This window comes from Citrobacter sp. RHBSTW-00944 (genome assembly GCF_013615435.1).
Taxonomy (GTDB): domain Bacteria; phylum Pseudomonadota; class Gammaproteobacteria; order Enterobacterales; family Enterobacteriaceae; genus Citrobacter; species Citrobacter braakii.
Map to the genome: position 1 here is coordinate 3,244,925 of NZ_CP055418.1, position 22,040 is coordinate 3,266,964.

Below are 22,040 nucleotides of genomic sequence, written 5' to 3' on the forward strand. Positions count from 1 at the left end.
CCGTAAATATTAACATAATCGCTTACCGTGCTGGGTCTATTTCCCAACCATGGCGTGCATCAGCAAATAAACTTTCAGGATAGCGTCCCAGCGTCACACGTGTTGCCTGCTGCCAGCGGGCAAAATCATCAATCGCCTGAAACAATCCTTTTTGCAGAGTAACCCCAGGTTTGACGCCATCCTGTAACCACAGCGAAATCACTTCCAGTACGCCCGTTTTGCGGTGCATTTTGGCATCCATCCGCCCAACTAACTGCCCGCGATGCAGCAGCGGCAAGACGAAATAACCATACTGACGTTTCGGTGCTGGCGTGTAACATTCGAGCCGATAGCTAAAATCGAATAGCTGCTCTGCCCGTTTACGATCCCAGACCACCGGATCAAAGGGTGATAATACTGCGCTATGCGTCGCCGTTAATTTACCCGTCAATGCCTGCTCCAGCAGCGGCTGAAGGTGGCTATGCAGCCACAGGGTTCCTAACCCTTCGACATCGACAGGAATAATCTGTTGCTGCTGTGCACGTACGTTGCACCAGTTTTTTAGCGCCGGACGCTTCAGGCGATAGTAGTCTGCCAGCCATTGTTCGCGAAAAATCCCCAGACTGCGGGCGCTGTTATCCAGCATGAGGCTTTCAGCTTCTTCCTGTGAAAGCCGGTCGCGTTCATCATCCCAGTGCGGCATGACGCGATGGGTTAAATCATACACTCGCTGGAAATTACGCCGTTCCACCACCATCACTTTCCCGGCGGTGAACAGGCCTTCAAGATGACGCTTATGCGGTTTCCATGCCCACCAGCCGCTGGCCCCCTTGTGCAGATGCTCAAAATCAGCAGAGCGGACTGGTCCGTTATGCTGGATGTGCTGGAGCAGTTGCTCAATCTCATGAGCATGTTCTTTCATCCACTCCGCTTTATATTTCCAGCCCATTTTCTCCGGGGCCAGCATGCGGTGACGTATCAGCATAAAGTCGCTACGCGGCAAAAAGCAGGCCTCGTGCGCCCAGTATTCCATCAGTTCGCCCCGCTGCAATGCGTCATCCAGCCACTGGGGCGAATAATCACCCAAACGACTAAACAGCACCAGGTAAGGGCTGCGCGCCACAATATTGATGGTATCGATTTGCAATAACGACATGCGCGAAATGGCAGCAAGAATATCTGCTGGGGTTGCCCGACGGCGTGTTTTTTTCAGCAGCCCTTGAGCGGCAAGGTGAAGATGACGGGCATCCGTCAAAGAAAGACGCGGCAACGACATTTATGGCCTCATAAATGATTCGCTGCCGCAGCGTGAATCAGTTAGCGAGTCAGCGAGATTAAGCTATCCAGCAACATATCAGGCCGATCGCCTGACAAATGAGCGTCAACAGGTAAATACCACCAGTTTTCATCGGCAAATGCACGGCACTTAACCGCATCTTTTTCCGTCATCACCAGCGTTTGCCCGGCGTCTGCAAACGCACTGACGTCACTGTAGGTCAGAGACTGATGGTCTGCCAGCGCAATACTTTTTTGCACGCTGGCACCGCATGCTTCCAGCGTGGCAAAAAAACGCGGTGGATGGCCAATGCCCGCCATGGCGACAATATTGGACAGCTGCGACACATCGCGGCGTTCACCCGTACGTAAATTAACGGCCAGCCCCGGTTCAAGTCGCATAGGGATTTCCCCTGGCTGCGCAACGCCACCGTTAACGATAGTCGCATCCACCGATTTAAGCCGGCCTGCGCGTTCCCGCATGGGACCCGCGGGAAGCCACCAGCCATTGCCAAACCGACGTTCTCCGTCAATAACCACGATTTCAACATCTCGCGCCAGACGGTAGTGCTGTAGCCCATCGTCCGTCACAATAATCTGCACATCGTGTTGGGCCAAAATGGCTTTGACCGCATCCGATCTTACCGGGGATACCGCTACGGGCACGCCGGTACGTTGGGCGATCAGCACAGGTTCATCACCCGCTTCTGCCGTAGTGGTATCTGCGGTCAGTAACAGCGGGTAAGCAGCCGCTTTCCCGCCATAACCACGCGACACCACGCCCACGCGAATCCCACGTTGACGCAGTTGTTCAACCAGCCAAATCACCACTGGTGTTTTGCCATTGCCACCCGCGGTCAGGTTTCCGACCACCACAACCGGGACTGGTGCACGCCACGCGCGTTTAATCCCAAGCTTGTAACATAAGCGGATCCCCCCGCTGACCAGGCCATACAGCCAGGAGAGCGGGAGTAACAGTCGCCACAGCGGCGACTCACCAGACCAGATTCGAGCGATCATTGACCGAATTGCATTTTATGTAATTGTGCATACACCCCACGCTGCTCAATCAGCTCGCTATGGGTTCCGCGCTCAACAATAATACCGTCTTCCACCACAATGATTTCATCCGCCTGTTCAATGGTAGAAAGGCGGTGAGCAATCACCAGGGAGGTACGGTTTTTCTGAAGCTCATCCAGAGCAGCCTGAATTGCGCGTTCAGACTCGGTATCGAGTGCCGACGTTGCTTCATCAAGGATCAGAATCGGACTGTCACGCAACAAGGCGCGGGCAATAGCGATACGCTGGCGCTGACCACCAGATAGCAGGACGCCGTTTTCGCCAATCACCGTATCCAGGCCATTGTCCATCTTATTGATGAAATCCATGGCGTAAGCCATTTTCGCCGCTTTTTCGATCTGCTCACGGCTGTACAAATCGGTACGCGCGTAGGCGATGTTGTTGGCAACCGTATCGTTAAACAGGTGCACATTCTGCGAAACCAACGCGACCTGATCGCGCAGGGATGCCAGGGTATATTCACGTAGATCGTGTCCGTCCATCAGAATCTGCCCTTCATCAATATCATAGAAGCGCGTGATCAAGCTGGCGATAGTGGATTTCCCGGAACCCGAACGGCCAACCAGGGCAACGGTTTTCCCCGCTGGGATACTCAGGTTGATGTTGCGCAGCGCAGGTACTTCACGTCCCGGATAGGTGAATGTCACGTTGCGGAATTCGAGATTGCCGGTAGCGCGTTCGATTTCGCGTGTACCTTCATCTTTTTCCTGCTCGCTATCCAGAATCGTAAATAAGGTCTGGCAGGCCGCCATACCGCGCTGGAACTGCGCGTTGACGTTGGTCAGCGATTTCAACGGACGCATCAGCGCGATCATTGACGAGAAGACAACCGTAATTGTCCCTGCAGTCAGGTTTTCCATTACGCTTGGGAAGCTGGCTGCATACAACACGAAGGCCAGAGCCAGAGACGCAATCAGCTGGATGATAGGATCGGAGATAGAAGAGGCGGAAACCATCTTCATGCCCTGCAAACGCATCTTATTGCTGACTTTATCAAAGCGCTTAGTTTCGACTTCCTGACCACCAAAAATCAGAACTTCTTTGTGGCCTTTCAGCATCTGCTCCGCACTGGTCGTAACCTGACCCATGGTGTTTTGCATATTTTTACTGATGCTACGAAAACGCTTGGAAACTATACGAATCGCCACTGAAACAATTGGCGCCAGTACAATCAGGATCAATGACAGCTGCCAGCTGTAATAGAACATCATGATAAACAGGCCAATAATTGAAGCCCCTTCACGTACCACGGTGATCAGCGCGCCGGAGGACGATGATGCGACCTGCTCTGAATCATAGGTAATACGTGACAACAGCGTACCTGTAGACTGTTTATCAAAAAAGGAGACCGGCATGCCCATCATATGGCCAAACAGGCGGCGACGCATGGTCATGACCACTTTGCCTGATACCCATGAGATGCAGTAGCTGGAGACATAGCTGGTGAATCCGCGAAGAACCATTAGTCCAATGACCACCAGCGGCATCCACAGCAGCACCGAGCGATCCGTTTTACCAAAACCATCATCCAGTAATGGCTTAAGGAGCGATAGCATGAAGGTATCGCTGGCCGCGTTCAGGATTAACGCTATACCCGCCACGATCAGACCCGATTTAAAAGGCGCTATGGTTGGCCATAGTCGGCGAAACGTCTGCCACGTAGAGAGATCTTTATCGTTATGCATTCAAAAAACCAGCATTTGTTAGAATAGCCGCATATTCTACCCGTTATCCTCCGACACGCCAAACCACTGATGATACCAACGAGGTAAAATCTGATCCCGCAAGCTGTTTATTCGCCAGTTTTTTTGATAAAAATCCAGCGTAATCTGCCCCTGGTGTGGTGTATCCAGCCATTGATAATTTTGTTGCCGATAACGTTGCTTCACTTTCCTGGACGGGAGACGCCAGGCATTGTAACGGGATGCGGAGGCTAGCGCGGCCTGCCCGCCGACCCGCTGAATCAGCGCCTGCGATGATGAGGTATTGCTACCATGATGTGGAACCTGTATCACCGTAGACTGCAGATGCTGCCAGTAGTGACTTAGCATTTTTTGTTCAGCGGGAGACTCAATATCTCCGGTCAGCAGAATACTCTGATGCCCGTCATCGACCTTAACCACGCAGGAGTGGTTATTCCCCAGATCTTTATTTCCACGCACGGGCCAATGCGCACTAAAGGTTAACCCTTGCCATTGCCAGCGCTCCCCGCGTAAACACGGGAGATGCCCTTCCCAACCTAATGGGCTTCTTATCCATAGCGACGGCCAGGATTGCTGCAGCGAACGCAACCCGCCCCGGTGATCCATATGCTCATGGCTTAAAATAACGCCTTCTGGCTCCAGGTTGTGCCAGCGTAGCCATGGAATAATCAGCTGTTGCGCGCTATCGCCTTCAGGCCATGCCAGACCGGTATCGTAAAGAATCGCTTTCCCATTGCGCGCAATGACCATCGCCAGCCCCTGCCCGACGTCCAGCATATGCACTTGCCAGACATCAGTACGTAGCGTTCGCCAGAACGGGGCGCTCAGTAAAAGGAGCACAGTGACGCAAACTACCGGTATAGTTCGCCACGCGTTCAGCCGATATGCGATGAGCAGGAGTCCGGGTACAAATGCAAGCCATTGCCAACGTGCATCAATATTGATCCACCCTTCAGGCAGGCCCCTGAGCCCCCAAAATAATAGTGCGAGGGAGCGATCCGCTAAATACCATAGGTTCGACTCAACCATCGCCAGCCCGGTTAAATGCACGATCATGCCTGCTAATATCAATGGTACGGAAATAAACGTAACCAGCGGTACGGCAAACAAATTCGCCAGAAATGAGGTCAGGCTAAAACCGTGGAACATCGCGATTTGCACAGGCAGAAGCAGGAGCGTAATTCCCAATTGCAAATGAGCAAGCGCCAGAAATTGGCGTCCAACGCGCGACAGAGGCCAATCCGGCATCGGAACCCATTGATACCAGAACAGCAGCGCCGCAACGGCAAAAGCAGACAACCACAGACTTTGTGAAAGAACGGCGACAGGATCCACCACCAGAATGGCTGCCAGACAGCAGATCCACACCGACCATCCACTCCACTGCCTGCCGCTGAGTTTTAGCCCTCCCCAGACCAGTAGCGCAACAACCGTACGTAATGCCGGGGGCTGTAGCCCCGTTAACCAGGCATAGAATGTTGCGCAGACGATCCCGCCAACTAACGGAACCTGCCAGCAAATCCATCTGGTTGGCATAAAAAATTGCCCCGCGCGAATTAATCCTGCTGCCAGAAGTGCGGCAAATGCAATATGCAGCCCGGAGATAGCCATCAAATGGGCCGTACCGGTATCTCGCATAATGGTTTTCACCGCTTGTGACACGGACAAGCGCTCCCCCATTCCCAGGCCCAGTATAACCTGCTGCCAGGGATAGTCAGCGAGCGCGCTTTTCAACGAGGAGAGATACCTCGAACGCAAACTGCATTGTTGTGTAATAACCGAAGCCTGCAATAATCTTCCCGTCAGCAGTTGGTGCTGCGCCAATGCGTAACGCTGGCTATCAAACCCGCCCTCGTTCAATTGACCGTGTATAGCACGAACCTTCAACGTCATCGCCCATGTCTGGCCCGCACAAACGTTGCCGGGTAAGTACTGCCCATACAGAGTAATTCCGATGGCAGGAAATACCCGCTTCCCCTGCAGATGCGTGATCTGGCCGTAGTGCGTTGTCATATTATCGGTTCCGGTTATCCGCACGATGGCCTGCTGGCTTTTTGCAGGCAGCGTATTACCGGCCCACAGCGCATCTTTCGCAGCCAGAACTCCCCAAAGAAAAAATAGCAGGGTTAATCCGGCGAAACGTACAGGGCTGTGAGAAATAAGGCAGAGCAGAATTGCCAGACCAAATATAACGCCGATGCACAGCATGTCAGGTAACGCAGGTAATAGCATAAGCGGGAGAATGCCGAATAATGCACTCGTACTAACCGTTGTTATTTTCATCAGTCACCTCCCTGTAGCAGGAAGTGTGCAGTAATGTTCGACGGTTGTCTGGTGCCAATTTAGCGTTATACGGTACGCATTCCGCTAACATTTAGCGGCGCTTGTAACGTGCAAATTAACTGGGATGGAGATTCCAGGATGGGCTGGCAGAAATGAAAAAAGCACCCATGCGGGTGCTTTTCTCGGCGTTAAGTCTCGCTAAAAACTTAACCGTAAATATTGGCGCGATCGCGCAGTTCTTTACCTGGTTTAAAGTGCGGAACGTATTTTCCTTCCAGGTCCACTTTATCGCCGGTCTTCGGATTACGTCCGGTGCGCGGTGCGCGGTAATGCAAAGAGAAACTGCCGAAACCGCGGATTTCAATACGCTCGCCCTGCGCAAGAGTCGAGGCCATATGTTCCAGCATCTCTTTAACTGCATCTTCAACCGCTTTCGCGGGAATATGAGGTTGCTGGGTTGCAAGTCTTTCAATCAATTCTGACTTGGTCATGATTCCTCCGGTTCCTTAAAGGCATAATTAGCTGCTGCATTGATTAAGGGCGGCCTTAGCCGCCCTTTGTCATTGATTACAGGACGAATCCTGTAATCTGTCAAGCTACTCGTCACCCTTTGTGCTGTTAACAGCACAAAGGATTTAGGAGCACTCGATATTACTCGCCTTTAGCTGCTTTGAAAGCTTCAGCCATTGCGTTGTTAGAGAAGTTAGCATCTTCCTGTTTGTTAACAGTTGCGATTGCATCTTTCTCATCAGCTTCGTCTTTAGCACGAACAGACAGGCTGATTGCGCGGTTCTTACGATCAACGCCGGTGAATTTAGCTTCAACGTCGTCGCCTACGCTCAGAACCAGAGTTGCATCTTCAACGCGGTCGCGGGAAGCTTCAGAAGCGCGCAGGTAACCTTCAACGCCGTCAGCCAGTTCTACGGTTGCGCCTTTAGCATCAACTGCAGTGACTTTACCGTTTACGATTGCGCCTTTCTTGTTCAATGCAACCCAGTTGTTGAACGGATCTTCTGCGAGCTGTTTAACGCCCAGAGAGATACGCTCACGCTCTGCGTCAACCTGCAGAACAACAGCTGCGATTTCGTCGCCTTTTTTGTATTCACGAACTGCTTCTTCGCCTGCAACGTTCCAGGAGATGTCAGACAGGTGAACCAGGCCGTCGATGCCGCCGTCCAGGCCGATGAAGATACCGAAGTCAGTGATAGACTTGATTTTACCTTCAACACGGTCGCCCTTGTTGTGGGTTTCCGCGAACTGCTGCCATGGGTTGTTTTTGCACTGCTTCAGACCCAGGGAGATACGACGACGTTCTTCGTCGATATCCAGAACCATAACTTCCACTACATCGCCAACGTTAACAACTTTGGACGGGTGGATGTTTTTGTTGGTCCAATCCATTTCGGAAACGTGAACCAGGCCTTCAACGCCTTCTTCGATTTCAACGAAGCAGCCGTAGTCGGTCAGGTTGGTCACGCGACCAGTCAGTTTGGTACCTTCCGGATAACGCTTAGCGATAGCTACCCATGGATCTTCGCCCAGCTGTTTCAGGCCCAGAGATACACGAGTACGCTCGCGGTCGAACTTCAGCACTTTAACAGTGATTTCGTCGCCAACGTTTACGATTTCGCTCGGATGCTTAACGCGTTTCCATGCCATGTCGGTGATGTGCAGCAGGCCGTCAACGCCACCCAGATCAACGAATGCACCGTAGTCAGTGAGGTTCTTAACGATACCTTTAACTTCCATGCCTTCCTGCAGGTTTTCCAGCAGCTGATCGCGTTCTGCGCTGTTTTCGGATTCGATAACGGCACGACGGGAAACAACAACGTTGTTACGCTTCTGATCCAGCTTGATTACTTTGAATTCAAGCTCTTTGCCTTCCAGGTGCAGCGTGTCGCGGACCGGACGAACGTCTACCAGGGAACCCGGCAGGAACGCGCGAATACCATTCAGCTCAACAGTGAAGCCACCCTTGACTTTGCCATTGATAACACCAGTAACGGTTGCAGCTTCTTCGTAAGCTTTTTCCAGCGTGATCCAAGCTTCGTGACGTTTAGCTTTTTCACGGGACAGCAGGGTTTCACCGAAGCCGTCTTCTACTGCATCCAGAGCAACGTCAACTTCGTCACCAACCTGGATTTCCAACTCGCCCTGGGCGTTTTTGAACTGCTCTGCCGGAATGGCGGACTCAGATTTCAGACCAGCGTCAACCAGTACTACGTCTTTGTCGATAGCAACAACAACACCACGAACGATGGAACCCGGACGGGTTTCGATTTCTTTTAAGGATTCTTCAAACAGTTGAGCAAAAGATTCAGTCATGTTTAATCTTCAGGTTTCATATTTAACGTCCACCTGGCTCCATGCCGGATGGGGTTGTTTAACATACCCGCTGTCAATCCATTGCAACGGGGGTACTGCAAATTCGGTCGCACTTAAGCGAGTGCCAGTTTTTGGCGCGCGTATTGTAACGCTTTTTCAATCACTTGCTCAATGCTTAATCGGGTTGAATCCAAAACTAAAGCATCAGCAGCGGGAACCAGCGGCGCTACAGCACGGTTACGATCGCGGAAATCGCGTTCTTCGATCTCGGCCAAAAGGCGTTCAAAGTTAACACTAAAGCCCTTTTCCTGCAACTGTAGCATACGTCTATGCGCACGTTCTTGCGAGGAGGCGTCCAGGAAAATTTTCACTGGTGCATCCGGGAACACCACGGTCCCCATGTCTCGTCCGTCGGCAATCAGGCCGGGCGCTTCACGAAACGCGCGTTGACGACGTAACAGCGCTTCGCGTACGCGAGGAAACGCAGCGACCTGAGATGCGGCATTCGCTACTTCCTGGGTGCGGATTTCGCCGCTGACATCTTCACCTTCCAGAATGACTTCCAGGTTGCCGTCCGTTGAGATAAAACGCACATCCAGGTGTGAGGCAAGCGGTACCAGAGCATCTTCAGATGTGACATCAACATGGTGATGCAACGCTGCGAGCGCCAGTACGCGGTAGATCGCGCCTGAATCTAACAGATGCCATTGCAATGCTTCCGCCATTGCCTTGCACAAGGTGCCTTTTCCTGCACCACTTGGGCCATCAATGGTAATAACCGGGGCAATTGCCGTCATCTTTTTCTCCTTAAACGGGCATACGTTAACGTGAACGCCGCGCATTATACGCGCCAACGCTAATAATCGTTAACACAGAGTGTAAAAACCCGATTAGTCTGTAACGATGTGAGGAAGAATTGCGCAATTATAGCGGGCTGGCGAGAAACCAGCCCGGAAGATGACACTGATTTACTTTTTATCTGCAGCGATGCGCTCACGAATATGCAGAGCGCGATCGTCAGATGTGAGGATCAGGCAGGTGTACTAATACGCGCCAGCTGTTCGAAATAATCCGGGAAAGTTTTGGCGGTACATTTAGGGTCCAGAATGGTCACCGGCGTGTCAGACAACGCCACCAGCGAGAAACACATCGCCATGCGGTGATCGTTGTAGGTCGCGATCTCCGCAAACTGTAACGTCGCCGGTGGTGTAACGCGAATATAGTCTTCGCCCTCTTCAACGATCGCACCCACTTTACGCAACTCGGTCGCCATCGCGAACAGGCGGTCGGTCTCTTTGACGCGCCAGTTGTAGATGTTACGTAAAGTCGTGGTGCCTTTAGCGAACAGCGCTGCCGTGGCGATGGTCATCGCCGCATCGGGAATATGGTTCATATCCATGTCTACCGCGTTCAGCTCACCGTGAGTACAGGCAATAAAGTCTTCGCCCCAGGTAATGGTCGCGCCCATTTTTTCCAGCACATCAGCGAAGCGGATATCACCCTGCATACTGTTGCGGCCAATCCCGGTGACTTTTACCGTACCGCCTTTAATGGCTCCCGCTGCGAGAAAATAGGAAGCGGAAGAAGCATCGCCTTCAACCAGATATGCACCCGGTGACTGATACTGCTGCTGACCCTGCACAACAAAGCGCTGGTAGTTCTGATTCTCAATTTCAACACCAAACGTTTTCATCAGGTTCAGTGTGATATCAATGTAAGGTTTGGATACCAGCTCGCCTTTAATGGCGATCGTCGTATCCTGCGGCGCCAGTGGCGCAGTCATCAGCAGCGCAGTCAGGAACTGGCTGGATACGCTGCCGTCTACCTCAACCTGTCCTCCGGTAAAGCCACCGCGCAGACGTAAAGGCGGATAGTTTTCCTGCTCCAGGTATTCAATGTTGGCTCCGCCCTGGCGTAACGCATCAACCAGATGGCCAATCGGGCGCTCTTTCATGCGCGGCTCACCCGTCAACACGATGTCATTACTGCCCAGACACAGCGCAGCGGCCAGTGGGCGCATTGCGGTTCCGGCATTGCCAAGGAACAGTTCCACTGCGCCTTCGGCATGCAGCGCGCCGCCATTGCCGATAATCTCGCAACGCGTACGGTCGGCAGAAAGGGTATAGCTAATTCCTAACGCATTCAGAGCATTAAGCATATGGCGGACATCATCGCTGTCCAGCAGATTAGTCAGGACAGTGGTGCCATTTGCTAATGCAGCCAGCAGCAAAGCGCGGTTAGAAACACTTTTGGATCCAGGCAGATTGATGGTGCCATCCACCCGCGCAATGGGTTGTAACGTCAGGGATTCCATGAAACTCGACTCTCAAAAACAGACATAAAAACCCCACAGACTGGCTGTGGGGATGAAAATACAGCAGATTAACCGCGGCGGCGCTCGAAATCGACCATGAAATCGGTCAGCGCTTTTACACCTTCTAGCGGCATTGCATTGTAGATGGACGCGCGCATACCACCGACCACACGGTGCCCTTTCAACGCGTGCAGACCCGCAGCGAAAGACTCTTCCAGGAAGAGTTTATCCAGTGCGCTGTCAGCAAGCTGGAACGGTACGTTCATGCGTGAACGGTTCGATTTTGCCACGTCGTTACGGTAGAAATCGCTGTTATCGATTACGCCGTACAGCAGTTCCGCTTTTTGCTGGTTAATTTTATCCATCGCGTTAACACCGCCCTGCTCTTTCAGCCATTTAAAGACCAGGCCAGACAGGTACCAGGCAAAGGTTGGCGGCGTGTTGAACATGGAGTCGTTGTCATTCAGCACGGTATAGTCGAGGATTGACGGGCATGACACATGAGCCTTACCCAGCAAATCTTCACGTACGATGACAATGGTCAGCCCGGCCGGGCCGATGTTTTTCTGCGCCCCGGCATAAATTACGCCATAACGGCTCACGTCAAGCGGTGCGGAAAGAATGGTAGAGGACAGATCCGCCGTAACCACCACATTGCTGGCAAAATTCGGCGTTTCATCGATCGCAATGCCATCAATGGTTTCATTCGGGCAATAGTGCAAATACGCCGCGTTGTCTGAAAGCTGCCATTCGCTCATTGGCTTAACAGCACGCAGTCCGTCAACGGTGACTTTGGCGTCAATAACGTTTGGCGTACAGTATTTTTTCGCTTCTTTAATTGCGCTGGCGGCCCAATAACCGGCATCGACGTAATCCGCCGTGGTTTTGTCACCCAGAATATTTAACGGGATACCCGCAAACTGCCCGCGCCCACCGCCATGGCAGAACAACACTTTATAGTTGGAGGGGATGCTGAGAAGATCGCGAAAATCCTGCTCCGCTTCCTCTGCGACCTGGATGAATTCTTTGCCACGGTGGCTAATTTCCATCACCGACGTGCCAAGACCGTTCCAGTCGCGAAGATCCTGTTGAGCCAGTTTAAGTACTTCTGCCGGTAACATTGCCGGACCTGAACTAAAATTGAAGACCTGAGCCATTTCCCCTCACCACGTTGTGTTGTTGTCCAATCAACATCCTGTCATTGGCGATAATCCGGTGACAGACATTGGTATAAGTTATTCCTGTGGATATCGGTTTTATCATTCAGTGACACGCGCCGCAATGGGTAAAACTGGCCAGGGTAAAAATGTGTCATTGGTCACACAACAGAATCTATCGGATTGACGGGTAAAAACCGAGATTTTCGCTGTCAGGTGACCCGTTTTGCCCGACTGGCCTTCGACCATTCTGGATTTGCACAGCGTGGACATAATTGATGATCTCCGGCGTTCATTTGCACCACTTCACTACACCGTATACAGGCATAGTCCCCAGCTTCAGGTATCACTTTAAATCGCTGTGTACAGCGTTTAGGCAAAATACTGAGCCCCGGCTTTACGTCTTCATCAGCAAAGAAATAGACGCTGATTTGCCCATTTGTCTCCAGGATGGCCAGTCTCACCTGTCCCAATTGCTCCACGCCGTTCAAACGCAATTCCATAAAGAATTCGAATTCCGTCATATTGGCGCTATTGAGCTTCGACCATGCCAGCTCGCCGTCCTCAATGATCACAACGGGCTTGCCCTCCAGCAAATCCTCCATTTTCTCGCTATGCGCCATCAGCCACATAACCAGCCGATACAGCACAGCAAGCGTAATAAAGACCACCAGCACCGGCAGCATCGGGACATCATCATAAAATGCCACGTCTCCCGCCGCAGACCCCAGCGTAAGGATGATCAGCACTTCAAAAAGCGACATCTGGCGTACGCCGCGACGTCCGGTGATTTTTAAAAACAGAAAAACCAATATAAAGGTATAGAGGCTGCGCAGAGCAACTTCTCCCAGAAAATCCATGGGCACCTTATCCAGTACCATTCGGTGTAAATCGAAAGCTTTCATTATTATGCTCTAAACGTGGTTGGCTGTAGGAAAGCATAGCTAATACTTTTATTTACGTCTGAACTCCGGCGACGATAGCGCCATTCATTTAAAACCCGTATCATTGCGCGCTTTCCGTACGACAAAAGTGATTTTCATGACGCAAACATTTATCCCCGGCAAAGATGCCGCTCTGGAAGACTCCATCGCTCGCTTCCAGCAAAAATTGCTCGACCTTGGTTTTCAAATTGAAGAAGCCTCGTGGTTGAATCCCGTCCCTAACGTCTGGTCAGTACATATTCGCGACAAAGAATGCGCGCTGTGCTTCACCAACGGTAAAGGCGCGACGAAAAAAGCGGCGCTGGCTTCCGCGCTGGGCGAATATTTTGAGCGTCTGTCGACTAACTATTTCTTTGCGGATTTCTGGCTGGGTGAAACCATCACCAACGGTCCATTCGTGCATTATCCGAACGAAAAATGGTTCCCGTTGACTGAAGAAGACGACGTACCTGAAGGTCTACTGGATGCTCGTCTGCGTGCGTTTTACGATCCAGACAACGAACTGACTGGCAGCATGCTTATCGATCTGCAATCCGGTAATGAAGAACGTGGGGTCTGTGGCCTACCGTTTACCCGTCAGTCGGATAACCAGACCGTCTATATTCCGATGAATATTATTGGCAACCTGTACGTTTCTAACGGCATGTCTGCGGGTAACACCCGAAACGAAGCGCGCGTTCAGGGCCTGTCTGAAGTCTTTGAGCGTCATGTGAAGAACCGTATTATTGCGGAAAGCATCAGCCTGCCGGAAATCCCGGCCGAAGTCATGGCGCGCTATCCGGCAGTGGTGGAGTCCATCGCCAAACTGGAAGCGGAAGGTTTCCCAATTTTCGCCTACGATGGCTCGCTGGGCGGCAAGTATCCGGTGATTTGCGTTGTCCTGTTCAACCCGGCCAATGGTACCTGCTTTGCCTCCTTCGGTGCGCACCCGGATTTCGGCGTTGCGCTGGAGCGTACCGTCACTGAACTGCTGCAGGGTCGTGGTCTGAAAGATCTTGATGTCTTCACCCCTCCGACCTTTGACGACGAAGAAGTGGCTGAACACACTAACCTTGAAACCCACTTCATCGACTCCAGCGGCCTGATCTCCTGGGATCTGTTCAAGCAGGATGCTGACTATCCGTTCGTTGACTGGAATTTCTCCGGCACCACGGAAGAAGAGTTCGCCACCCTGATGGCCATCTTCAACGCTGAAGATAAAGAAGTGTATATCGCCGACTACGAGCACCTGAGCGTTTACGCGTGCCGCATTATTGTTCCGGGAATGTCTGACATCTATCCGGCTGAAGATCTGTGGTTAGCCAACAACGCCATGGGCGCCCATCTGCGTGACACTATCCTCTCTCTTCCGGGCAGTGAATGGGATAAAGAAGACTATCTCAATCTGATCGAACAACTGGATGAAGAAGGCTTTGACGACTTCACCCGCGTACGCGAGCTGCTCGGTCTGGCAACCGGTGCGGATAACGGTTGGTACACCCTGCGCATTGGCGAGCTTAAAGTGATGCTGGCGCTGGCCGGCGGCGACCTGGAGCAGGCGCTGGTCTGGACAGAATGGACGATGGAATTCAACGCCTCTGTCTTTAGCGCTGAACGTGCCAACTACTACCGCTGTCTGCAAACGCTGCTGTTGCTATCTCAGGAAGAAGATCGTCAGCCGCTACAATATCTGAACGCGTTTGTTCGCATGTACGGTGCCGAGGCGGTTGAAGCCGCAAGTGCAGCATTAAGTGGCGAAGCGCCGTTCTACGGGCTTCAAACTGTTGATAGCGATCTGCAGGCTTTCCCGGCGCATCAGTCTCTGCTGAAAGCTTACGAAAAACTGCAGCGCGCGAAAGCAGCACATTGGTCAAAATAGTGACAATCAGCCTGCGCTGAGTAGGCTAAAGGTATTGTCTGGGCTATATTACGGGGCGCTTAATGCGCCCTGTTTTTTATTTTGGTCAAATCAAAAAATAAATGTAAAAACAAGGTTAAATATTAGTAGTTGATATTAAGAAAATTAGCTTATTAATGTGGTTTTTTATCTCAATTACTCCATTTTAATTAACCGCCCCAGAGGAGACAGAAAGAAAAAATTCAACTCACTTTATAATTTTTAAAATTTATTTTTATTTGGATAATCAACAAGTTACACCGTAATCGCATAAAAACCATGCGCCTTACGGGCCTATAAGCCAGGCGAGATATGATCTATATCAAATTCTCATCTATAATGCTTTGTTAGTATCTCGTCGCCGACTTAATAAAGAGAGAGTTAGTGTGAAAGCTGACAACCCTTTTGATCTTATTCTTCCTGCTGCAATGGCCAAAGTTGCCGAAGAAGCAGGCGTCTATAAAGCAACGAAACATCCGCTTAAGACGTTCTATCTGGCAATTACTGCCGGTGTATTCATTTCAATTGCCTTTGTTTTCTATATCACCGCCACAACCGGTACCGGCACAATGCCTTTCGGCATGGCGAAGCTAGTAGGTGGTATCTGCTTTTCCCTGGGGCTGATTCTCTGCGTTGTCTGCGGTGCAGACCTCTTCACCTCAACCGTACTGATTGTCGTAGCGAAAGCCAGTGGTCGCATCACCTGGGGCCAATTGGCTAAAAACTGGCTTAACGTTTATGTCGGCAACCTGATTGGCGCCCTGATCTTCGTGTTACTCATGTGGCTTTCTGGCGAGTATATGACCGCTAACGGCGCGTGGGGTCTCAACGTCCTGCAAACAGCCGACCACAAAGTGCACCATACTTTTGTTGAGGCGGTAAGTCTTGGCATCCTGGCTAACCTGATGGTGTGTCTGGCAGTATGGATGAGCTATTCGGGTCGCAGCCTGATGGACAAAGCGTTTATCATGGTATTACCGGTCGCAATGTTTGTTGCCAGCGGTTTTGAGCACAGTATCGCAAACATGTTTATGATCCCTATGGGTATTGTAATTCGCGATTTCGCCACCCCGGAATTCTGGACCGCTGTTGGGTCTTCTCCGGAGAATTTTTCTCACCTGACCGTGATGAATTTCATCACCGATAACCTGATTCCGGTTACGATCGGCAACATTATCGGCGGCGGTTTGTTGGTCGGGTTGACATACTGGGTCATTTATCTGCGTGGTAACGATCATCATTAATCTGATGATGCCCATTACACGCAGTAAATAAAAAATCCACTTAAGAAGGTAGGTGTTACATGTCCGAGCTTAATGAAAAGTTAGCCACAGCCTGGGAAGGTTTTACCAAAGGTGATTGGCAGAATGAAGTAAACGTCCGTGACTTCATTCAGAAAAACTACACTCCGTATGAGGGTGACGAGTCCTTCCTGGCTGGCGCAACTGATGCGACCACTGCACTGTGGGACAGCGTGATGGAAGGCGTTAAACAGGAAAACCGCACTCACGCGCCTGTTGACTTTGACACCTCCGTTGCTTCTACCATCACTTCTCACGACGCTGGCTACATCAACAAAGCGCTCGAGAAAATTGTTGGTCTGCAGACTGAAGCTCCGCTGAAACGTGCGATCATTCCGTTTGGCGGCATCAAAATGGTTGAAGGTTCCTGCAAAGCGTACAATCGCGAACTGGACCCGATGCTGAAAAAAATCTTCACCGAATACCGCAAAACCCACAACCAGGGCGTATTCGATGTTTACACCAAAGACATTCTGAACTGCCGTAAATCCGGTGTTCTGACTGGTCTGCCAGATGCCTATGGCCGTGGCCGTATCATCGGTGACTACCGTCGCGTTGCGCTGTACGGTATCGACTACCTGATGAAAGACAAATACGCTCAGTTCGTCTCTCTGCAGTCCGATCTGGAAAACGGCGTAAACCTGGAAGCCACTATCCGTCTGCGTGAAGAAATTGCTGAACAGCACCGCGCACTGGGTCAGATCAAAGAAATGGCTGCTAAATATGGCTGCGATATCTCTGGTCCGGCAACCAACGCTCAGGAAGCTATCCAGTGGACTTACTTCGGCTACCTGGCCGCGGTTAAATCTCAGAACGGCGCAGCAATGTCCTTCGGTCGCGTATCCACCTTCCTGGATGCCTACATCGAACGTGATATCAAAGCAGGCAAAATCACCGAGCAAGACGCTCAGGAAATGATTGACCACCTGGTCATGAAACTGCGTATGGTTCGTTTCCTGCGTACCCCTGAATATGATGAACTGTTCTCTGGTGACCCGATTTGGGCAACTGAATCTATCGGTGGTATGGGCGTTGATGGCCGTACTCTGGTTACCAAAAACAGCTTCCGCTTCCTGAATACCCTGTACACCATGGGTCCTTCTCCGGAGCCGAACATCACCGTTCTGTGGTCTGAAAAACTGCCTCTGAACTTCAAGAAATTCGCCGCTAAAGTGTCCATCGACACCTCTTCTCTGCAGTACGAGAACGATGACCTGATGCGTCCGGACTTCAACAACGACGACTACGCTATCGCTTGCTGCGTAAGCCCGATGGTTGTTGGTAAACAAATGCAGTTCTTCGGTGCGCGTGCAAACCTGGCGAAAACCATGCTGTACGCAATCAACGGCGGCGTTGATGAAAAACTGAAAATGCAGGTTGGTCCTAAATCTGAACCGATCAAAGGCGACGTTCTGAACTTCGACGAAGTTATGGAGCGCATGGATCACTTCATGGACTGGCTGGCTAAACAGTACGTCACTGCACTGAACGTTATCCACTACATGCACGACAAGTACAGCTACGAAGCCTCTCTGATGGCGCTGCACGACCGTGACGTTATCCGCACCATGGCGTGTGGTATCGCTGGTCTGTCCGTTGCTGCTGACTCCCTGTCTGCAATCAAATATGCGAAAGTTAAACCGATTCGTGACGAAGACGGTCTGGCTGTCGACTTCGAAATCGAAGGCGAATACCCGCAGTTTGGTAACAACGACTCTCGCGTTGATGACATGGCGGTTGACCTGGTAGAACGTTTCATGAAGAAAATTCAGAAACTGACTACTTATCGTAACGCTATCCCGACTCAGTCTGTTCTGACCATCACCTCTAACGTGGTTTATGGTAAGAAAACCGGTAACACCCCAGATGGTCGTCGTGCTGGCGCGCCGTTCGGACCGGGTGCTAACCCAATGCACGGTCGTGACCAGAAAGGTGCTGTTGCCTCTCTGACCTCCGTTGCTAAACTGCCGTTTGCTTACGCTAAAGATGGTATCTCTTACACCTTCTCTATCGTTCCGAACGCACTGGGTAAAGACGACGAAGTTCGTAAGACCAACCTGGCTGGTCTGATGGATGGTTACTTCCACCACGAAGCGTCCATCGAAGGTGGTCAGCACCTGAACGTGAACGTCATGAACCGTGAAATGCTGCTGGATGCGATGGAACATCCGGAAAAATATCCGCAGCTGACCATCCGTGTTTCTGGCTACGCAGTACGTTTTAACTCCCTGACTAAAGAACAGCAGCAGGACGTTATTACTCGTACCTTCACTCAGACCATGTAATTGGTTTTGACTGAAATCGTACTTTAAAAAGCGTACAATAAAGGCTCCACGTAAGTGGGGCCTTTTTAATAGCCTGCTTTGTCAGCTATCTATACTTATGGATAGCAGCCAAAACAGACTCGACACAGTTAATAACTGTGCACTAACACTGGCCCCGGATGGGCCACACCTGGAGAAACACCGCAATGTCAGTTATTGGTCGCATTCACTCCTTTGAATCCTGTGGCACTGTTGATGGCCCGGGCATCCGTTTTATTACCTTCTTCCAGGGCTGCCTGATGCGCTGCCTGTATTGTCATAACCGTGACACATGGGATACGCACGGCGGCAAAGAAGTCACCGTCGACGAGTTAATGAAAGAGGTCGTGACCTACCGCCACTTTATGAACGCCTCCGGTGGCGGTGTGACAGCGTCCGGTGGCGAAGCTATCCTGCAAGCTGAATTTGTACGCGACTGGTTTCGTGCCTGTAAAAAAGAAGGTATTCATACCTGTCTGGATACCAACGGTTTTGTTCGCCGCTACGATCCGGTGATCGATGAATTGCTGGAAGTCACTGACCTGGTGATGCTCGATCTCAAACAGATGAATGATGAAATCCATCAGAATCTGGTGGGCGTATCTAACCATCGTACGCTTGAGTTCGCACGTTACCTGTCCAATAAAGACATCAAGGTGTGGATCCGCTACGTCGTTGTGCCTGGCTGGTCTGACGATGACGACTCCGCGCACCGCCTGGGCGAGTTTACCCGCGATATGGGCAACGTAGAGAAAATCGAACTGCTGCCATACCATGAGCTGGGCAAACACAAATGGGTGGCAATGGGTGAAGAGTACAAACTTGACGGTGTTAAGCCACCGAAGAAAGAGACCATGGAGCGCGTGAAAGGCATTCTTGAGCAGTATGGTCATAAAGTGATGTACTAATGACGACCACGGCGTCGCAGCGCTCTGCTTGAGTAGCGCGACGCCAACGTTCGATGCCTACGACATAAAATATTCTGAAAGTTTATTGGTCACGCTTTCAATAGAGAAAATACGTTTCTGGTGTGCTTTACGACACTGCACGTAACGCTCATCCTGCTCTTCCAGAGCACTGAGTATGCGATCCGCCACCATCATCGCACCAGCAATTTCAGCAAAACCAGACTCACCTTCCCCCTGTAACGCAACCGCCGCCTGTAAATTCCAGTCAGAAAGCCGATTTAATGGAGCAAACGATCCGCGAGTTAACGAGAGAATTTTTATGCCTTGTTCCTTCGCTAGCGTCAGCGACTGCATCATATCGGTAGAGATTTGTTCTGTATGAATAACAATAATCCCTGTTTTTTGGCTGTCCGCCAACGGAGAGATAGCCGCCGGATAAAATCGGTCGATATAACTGGCTATTTTCCCCATCTGCACGAGATTGATTTGCAGGAATAACGCCACCGGCACCGCCGTACCTACCGCATAAATTGCAATATTACTGAGCTGATTTAACCAGGTCGCAACCGCCTGCAATTCTTTGCTGTCGATGATGGCATTGCTGTCACAAACGCTTGCCAGTACCGCCGCCGTCTCCTCACTTCCTCCATCATTCGGCCGTGCAGCTCCTTGTTCCAGTGCAAGAGCCGTTCTGAAATCAGAAAACCCCTTAAAACCAAAGGCACGGCAAAAACGAGTGATGCTCCCCTCACTGGTATCAATAGAATCGGCCAGCTCGGTTATCGTATGCCGCATCACAAAATCAGGATTTTCAGTGATAAAACGCCCTACCTTTTCCAGGATCGGACTCAGCTCTGAAGCCCCATTTCTTATGTTAATCAATAAATTAGTATCTATCTGACTCATTTTTCGCCTTTTTGCACAAAATGCAAATGCTGTCACATACTTTGCCCGGCTTTGCGATAATAATTTTTATCGCACCAATGATAATTAAAAATAATTATTTTTACAAACAGGAGAACGTCTAATGAAAGGTCTGATCGTCTGTCGTACCGGTATGGGCAGTTCGCTAATGCTGAAAATCAAAGCCCAAAAAGTCATCGATAAACATGGCTGGGATATCGATCTTGAACACGATGTCCTGTCAGGGCTACGAACCTGGCAAAACATCGACTTCGTGATCACCATGAGCGACCTGACCGATGAGGTAGAAGCCGCCGGGTTCAGAGCAATCGGTATCACCGATCTGATGAACAGCGAAGAAATGGAATCTGCGCTCACCAGCGTTGTTCAAAACAACTAACCTCTCCGGGGGAAATATGGATCTCCTAAAGTTCATTGTATTCGACATTTTGGGTGTAACCCCACTTTTAGTTGGCTTTATTGCGCTAATTGGTTTGCTTATCCAGCGTAAACCCATCGAAAAAGTGCTTTCAGGTACCTTTAAAACCATCGTCGGATTTCTGGTATTTGCCGGCGGAGCAGGGATTGCGGTGACATCCTTAGGTAATTTTCAGACCTTATTCAGCGATGGATTCGGTCTGAAAGGAGTGATGCCGTTAGCCGAAGCGTTAACAGGGCTGGCACAAACCAAGTTTGCCATGTGCGTTTCACTCATCATGGTCGTTGGTTTCGGCTGGAACTTGTTTTTTGCCCGCGTAACGCCGTTCAAATACATCTTCCTGACGGGTCAACATAATCTGTATCTGTCTGCCCTCTTAACCGTTACGCTTAAGGCGCTTGGCTACAGCGATGTAACAACAATCATCGTCGGCTCCATACTGCTGGGGCTTGCGGCCTGTGTCTATCCAGCTATCGCTCAGCCGTGGATGCGTAAGATTACCGGTAATGATGAAATCGCGATGGGTCATTACGTTACTCTGGCCTACGCGCTATCGGGATGGATCGGTTCGAAAGTGGGCGATCCTAAGCAGTCAACAGAAAAGCTAAATCTTCCCGGATGGTTGGGGATTTTTAAAGACTACATCGTCTCCGTGTCCATCTCTGTCAGTATTTTCTATTACATCGCGGCGCTTGCCGCAGGCAAAGAAGCGGTAACAGCCGCCGCCGGTGGAATGCATTGGCTGGTTTATCCGCTATTCCAGTCACTCACGTTTACCGCATCGCTTTATATCATCATCACCGGCGTTCGCTTGCTGTTGTCAGAAATAGTCCCGGCATTTCTGGGCATCTCTGAAAAATTTATCCCGAACGCCAAACCCGCACTGGATTGCCCAGTCGTCTTTCCGTATGCCCCAACCGCCACCGTTTTAGGTTTCATCTCTTCCTTTGTGGGTGGATTGGTGGTTATGGGGGTACTCGCATCAATTGGGCAAACGGTCATTATCCCCGTCGCCATCCCCTACTTCTTCATTGGTGCTACCGCCGCCGTCTTCGGTAATGCGTCAGGAGGCTGGAAAGGGGCCATCGCCGGTAGCTTTGTCACTGGCATATTAATTGGTATTGGCCCGGCACTCATCTATCCCATCATGGAATCGGTGGGATTGTCCGGTACTAGCTTCCCGGAGACAGATTTTGTCGCCCTCGGCTTAGTGGTTTATTACATCGGCAAAATGTTGCCCTGATAAGGAA

General features: G+C 50.9%; 17 protein-coding genes. 6 read left to right on the top strand and 11 right to left on the bottom strand.

Annotated features, from left to right (window positions below; all coding sequences use genetic code 11):
* Positions 1-22: 22 nt before the first annotated feature.
* The 10 genes from HV334_RS15690 to HV334_RS15735 form a co-directional block, all read right to left on the bottom strand.
* The gene (locus HV334_RS15690; protein ID WP_181220599.1) at positions 23-1,255 is read right to left on the bottom strand and encodes a winged helix-turn-helix domain-containing protein; all 1,233 of its coding nucleotides are present in this window, start codon (positions 1,253-1,255) and stop codon (positions 23-25) included.
* Positions 1,256-1,296: 41 nt separating this feature from the next.
* A complete protein-coding gene (gene lpxK / locus HV334_RS15695; RefSeq protein ID WP_047359381.1) occupies positions 1,297-2,274 on the bottom strand; it encodes a tetraacyldisaccharide 4'-kinase in 978 nt (325 codons plus the stop codon).
* Positions 2,271-4,019, bottom strand: a complete 1,749-nt coding sequence (gene msbA, locus HV334_RS15700; RefSeq protein ID WP_047501171.1) for a lipid A ABC transporter ATP-binding protein/permease MsbA — start codon at positions 4,017-4,019, stop codon at positions 2,271-2,273. The genes lpxK and msbA overlap by 4 nt, the downstream gene beginning before the upstream one ends.
* 36 nt (positions 4,020-4,055) lie before the next feature.
* Positions 4,056-6,320, bottom strand: coding sequence for a ComEC family protein (locus tag HV334_RS15705; protein ID WP_181220600.1), 2,265 nt, complete (start codon positions 6,318-6,320; stop codon positions 4,056-4,058).
* Positions 6,321-6,526: 206 nt separating this feature from the next.
* On the bottom strand, positions 6,527-6,811 hold the full coding sequence (ihfB, locus tag HV334_RS15710) for an integration host factor subunit beta (protein WP_003035780.1): 285 nt from the start codon (positions 6,809-6,811) through the stop codon (positions 6,527-6,529).
* A 160-nt stretch (positions 6,812-6,971) separates the two neighbouring features.
* Positions 6,972-8,645, bottom strand: coding sequence for a 30S ribosomal protein S1 (gene rpsA, locus HV334_RS15715; protein ID WP_003035776.1), 1,674 nt, complete (start codon positions 8,643-8,645; stop codon positions 6,972-6,974).
* 113 nt (positions 8,646-8,758) lie between these two features.
* Positions 8,759-9,442, bottom strand: coding sequence for a (d)CMP kinase (cmk, locus tag HV334_RS15720; RefSeq protein ID WP_016152447.1), 684 nt, complete (start codon positions 9,440-9,442; stop codon positions 8,759-8,761).
* A gap of 233 nt (positions 9,443-9,675) precedes the next feature.
* On the bottom strand, positions 9,676-10,959 hold the full coding sequence (aroA, locus tag HV334_RS15725; protein ID WP_047501177.1) for a 3-phosphoshikimate 1-carboxyvinyltransferase: 1,284 nt from the start codon (positions 10,957-10,959) through the stop codon (positions 9,676-9,678).
* Positions 10,960-11,027: 68 nt separating this feature from the next.
* Positions 11,028-12,116 (bottom strand): 3-phosphoserine/phosphohydroxythreonine transaminase, encoded by a 1,089-nt coding sequence (serC, locus tag HV334_RS15730; protein ID WP_016152445.1) that lies wholly within the window; start codon positions 12,114-12,116, stop codon positions 11,028-11,030.
* A gap of 212 nt (positions 12,117-12,328) precedes the next feature.
* A complete protein-coding gene (locus HV334_RS15735; protein WP_016156114.1) occupies positions 12,329-13,021 on the bottom strand; it encodes a DUF421 domain-containing protein in 693 nt (230 codons plus the stop codon).
* 136 nt (positions 13,022-13,157) lie between these two features.
* Between HV334_RS15735 and ycaO the strand changes: the two genes are divergently transcribed.
* From ycaO to pflA, 4 genes are all read left to right on the top strand, one after another.
* A complete protein-coding gene (ycaO, locus tag HV334_RS15740) occupies positions 13,158-14,918 on the top strand; it encodes a 30S ribosomal protein S12 methylthiotransferase accessory factor YcaO (protein ID WP_181220601.1) in 1,761 nt (586 codons plus the stop codon).
* 404 nt (positions 14,919-15,322) lie between these two features.
* Complete coding sequence (gene focA, locus HV334_RS15745) at positions 15,323-16,180, top strand: formate transporter FocA (protein ID WP_003831909.1); 858 nt, start codon at positions 15,323-15,325, stop codon at positions 16,178-16,180.
* A gap of 59 nt (positions 16,181-16,239) precedes the next feature.
* A complete protein-coding gene (gene pflB / locus HV334_RS15750; RefSeq protein ID WP_016152441.1) occupies positions 16,240-18,522 on the top strand; it encodes a formate C-acetyltransferase in 2,283 nt (760 codons plus the stop codon).
* Between the two features lie 185 nt (positions 18,523-18,707).
* Positions 18,708-19,448 carry a pyruvate formate lyase 1-activating protein gene (gene pflA / locus HV334_RS15755; protein ID WP_003035751.1) on the top strand — a complete coding sequence of 247 codons (741 nt, stop codon included), beginning with the start codon at positions 18,708-18,710 and terminating at the stop codon, positions 19,446-19,448.
* Positions 19,449-19,505: 57 nt separating this feature from the next.
* On the opposite strand, the gene HV334_RS15760 is transcribed toward pflA, so the two are convergent.
* Positions 19,506-20,354, bottom strand: coding sequence for a MurR/RpiR family transcriptional regulator (locus tag HV334_RS15760; RefSeq protein WP_047359385.1), 849 nt, complete (start codon positions 20,352-20,354; stop codon positions 19,506-19,508).
* A gap of 121 nt (positions 20,355-20,475) precedes the next feature.
* Here HV334_RS15760 and HV334_RS15765 point away from each other — a divergent pair, with 121 nt between their 5' ends.
* Positions 20,476-20,751, top strand: a complete 276-nt coding sequence (locus HV334_RS15765) for a PTS sugar transporter subunit IIB (RefSeq protein WP_016152439.1) — start codon at positions 20,476-20,478, stop codon at positions 20,749-20,751.
* Between the two features lie 16 nt (positions 20,752-20,767).
* The gene (locus tag HV334_RS15770; RefSeq protein WP_047501181.1) at positions 20,768-22,033 is read left to right on the top strand and encodes a PTS ascorbate transporter subunit IIC; all 1,266 of its coding nucleotides are present in this window, start codon (positions 20,768-20,770) and stop codon (positions 22,031-22,033) included.
* Positions 22,034-22,040 lie beyond the last annotated feature (7 nt).